Here is a 1,836-nt window from a genome sequence, read left to right as displayed (position 1 = left end):
GGCCAGGGACCAGGCGTCGAAGAGCGCGACCCAGCCGCGCAGCGCCGCCGTGTCGTCGTGCTCCCAGGCGCGCAGTCGCCAGCCGGCCGTGACCGGCGCGCCGTCGGCCGCGGGTTCGACGAGGCCGGCGAGCCTGGCATGGCTCCAGCGGTCGCGGACCTGGGCCTCGGTCATGCCGAGTTCGGTGGCGGCCCGCCGGACGTCGGTCTCGGGTGAGACGCCGGCGCGCTGGGCCCAGTGGGCCAGCCGGACGGCTTCGGCGAGGAGGCCGCGGGCCTGCCTGGCCAGGCGGTCCTGGGGCGCGATGCCTCTTGGGGGCTTGGGGGCGCGTCTGGCGACCGCCGTTCGCCTAGGCGCCGTGGGGCGCTGGGAGGGCGTCTGTGGGACAAGTCGCAACCGGGGCTCACGCGGAGTTCGGGACGTCACGCGAGCAGTTTCTCCGTTCGAGGCTCTAAAGCTCAAACCCCGCACTCCGGGGTCCACATGAGCTGCCGCGAAGCCCATCGGCGAGCGCCAGCTACCGGCCGCCGGGAGTTCACCCACCGTTCACCTCTTCACCTTACGTTAACGGCGCTTGTTCACCCGACCGTCGAGCGATTGTCCGGTACATGGAACACATCACGCTGTTGATCGCGATCGTGATCATCACGGCCCTGGCGTTCGACTTCACCAACGGCTTCCACGACACGGCCAACGCGATGGCCACGACGATCTCCACCGGGGCGATGACCCCCAAGGCGGCCGTGGCCATGTCGGCCGCGCTCAACCTGGTCGGAGCCTTCCTCTCCGTCGAGGTCGCCAGAACCATCTCCGGCGGCATCATCGACGAGGAGGCGGGCATCGCGCCCGAAGTCATCTTCGCGGGTCTCGTGGGCGCCATCGTGTGGAACCTGCTGACCTGGCTGGCCGGGTTGCCCTCCAGCTCCTCGCACGCGCTGTTCGGCGGCCTGATCGGCGCCACCGTGGCGTCCGTCGGCTTGGGCGCGGTCAACGGGGACGCGGTGGTGACCAAGGTGCTGATCCCGGCGATCGCCGCGCCGCTGGTCGCGGGGGTCGCGGCCATGCTGGCCACCCGGCTGACCTACCGCGTCACCCGGGGCGCCGACGAGCAGGCCACCGCCGGCGGCTACCGCACCGGGCAGATCGCCTCGGCCGCGCTGGTCTCGCTGGCGCACGGCACCAACGACGCGCAGAAGACCATGGGCGTGATGACGCTGGCGCTGATCGCCGGCGGCTCGCTCGCACCCGGGGCCGACCCGCCACTGTGGGTGATCGCCTCGGCCGGCGTGGCCATCGCGCTCGGCACCTACCTGGGCGGCTGGCGGATCATCCGCACCATGGGCAAGGGCCTCACCGACATCCAGCCGCCGCAGGGCTTCGCCGCCCAGACCAGCGCGGCGACCACCATCCTGGCCTCCTCGCACATGGGCTTCGCGCTCTCCACCACCCAGGTCTGCTCGGGCGCCGTGATGGGCTCGGGTCTTGGCCGCGCCGGTGGCGTGGTGCGCTGGTTGACGGCGCGCCGGATGGTGGCGGCCTGGTTCCTGACGCTGCCGGCGGCCGGCCTGGTGGGCGCCCTCGGCGCGCTGCTCGCGGAGCGCGGCGACTGGGGCGTGGCCGCGGTGGCGGTGCTCCTGGTGGTGGCGAGCGCGGCGATCTGGCAGCGTTCGCGGCGCCGCCCGGTCGACCACTCGAACGTGAACGACGCCGAGGAGTCCCTCGACAAGGTGAACGATTCCGCGAACGATTTCGCGCCGGAGAGTGCCCCGCAGGGCGCCGAGCCGGCCGAGGAGCCGCTGCAGATGGTCATCCCCGCCCCCGCGGCGGGCGCGACCC

1 protein-coding gene and 1 pseudogene are annotated in these 1,836 nt (G+C 72.8%); one reads left to right on the top strand and one right to left on the bottom strand.

The features are described 5' to 3' along the window. Window positions 1-396, bottom strand: a pseudogene (locus E1265_RS35955) (hypothetical protein); the annotation flags it as partial. A 212-nt stretch (window positions 397-608) separates the two neighbouring features. Here E1265_RS35955 and E1265_RS35950 point away from each other — a divergent pair. Then, window positions 609-1,836: inorganic phosphate transporter (locus tag E1265_RS35950; protein WP_132935135.1), on the top strand; the 1,228-nt coding region annotated here is incomplete at its 3' end.

Origin of the sequence: Streptomyces sp. 8K308, assembly GCF_004348315.1 — a bacterium.
In the GTDB taxonomy this organism is placed as follows: domain Bacteria; phylum Actinomycetota; class Actinomycetes; order Streptomycetales; family Streptomycetaceae; genus Streptomyces.
Note: the sequence above shows the minus strand (reverse complement) of the source record. Positions and strands in the feature narration are given on the sequence as shown.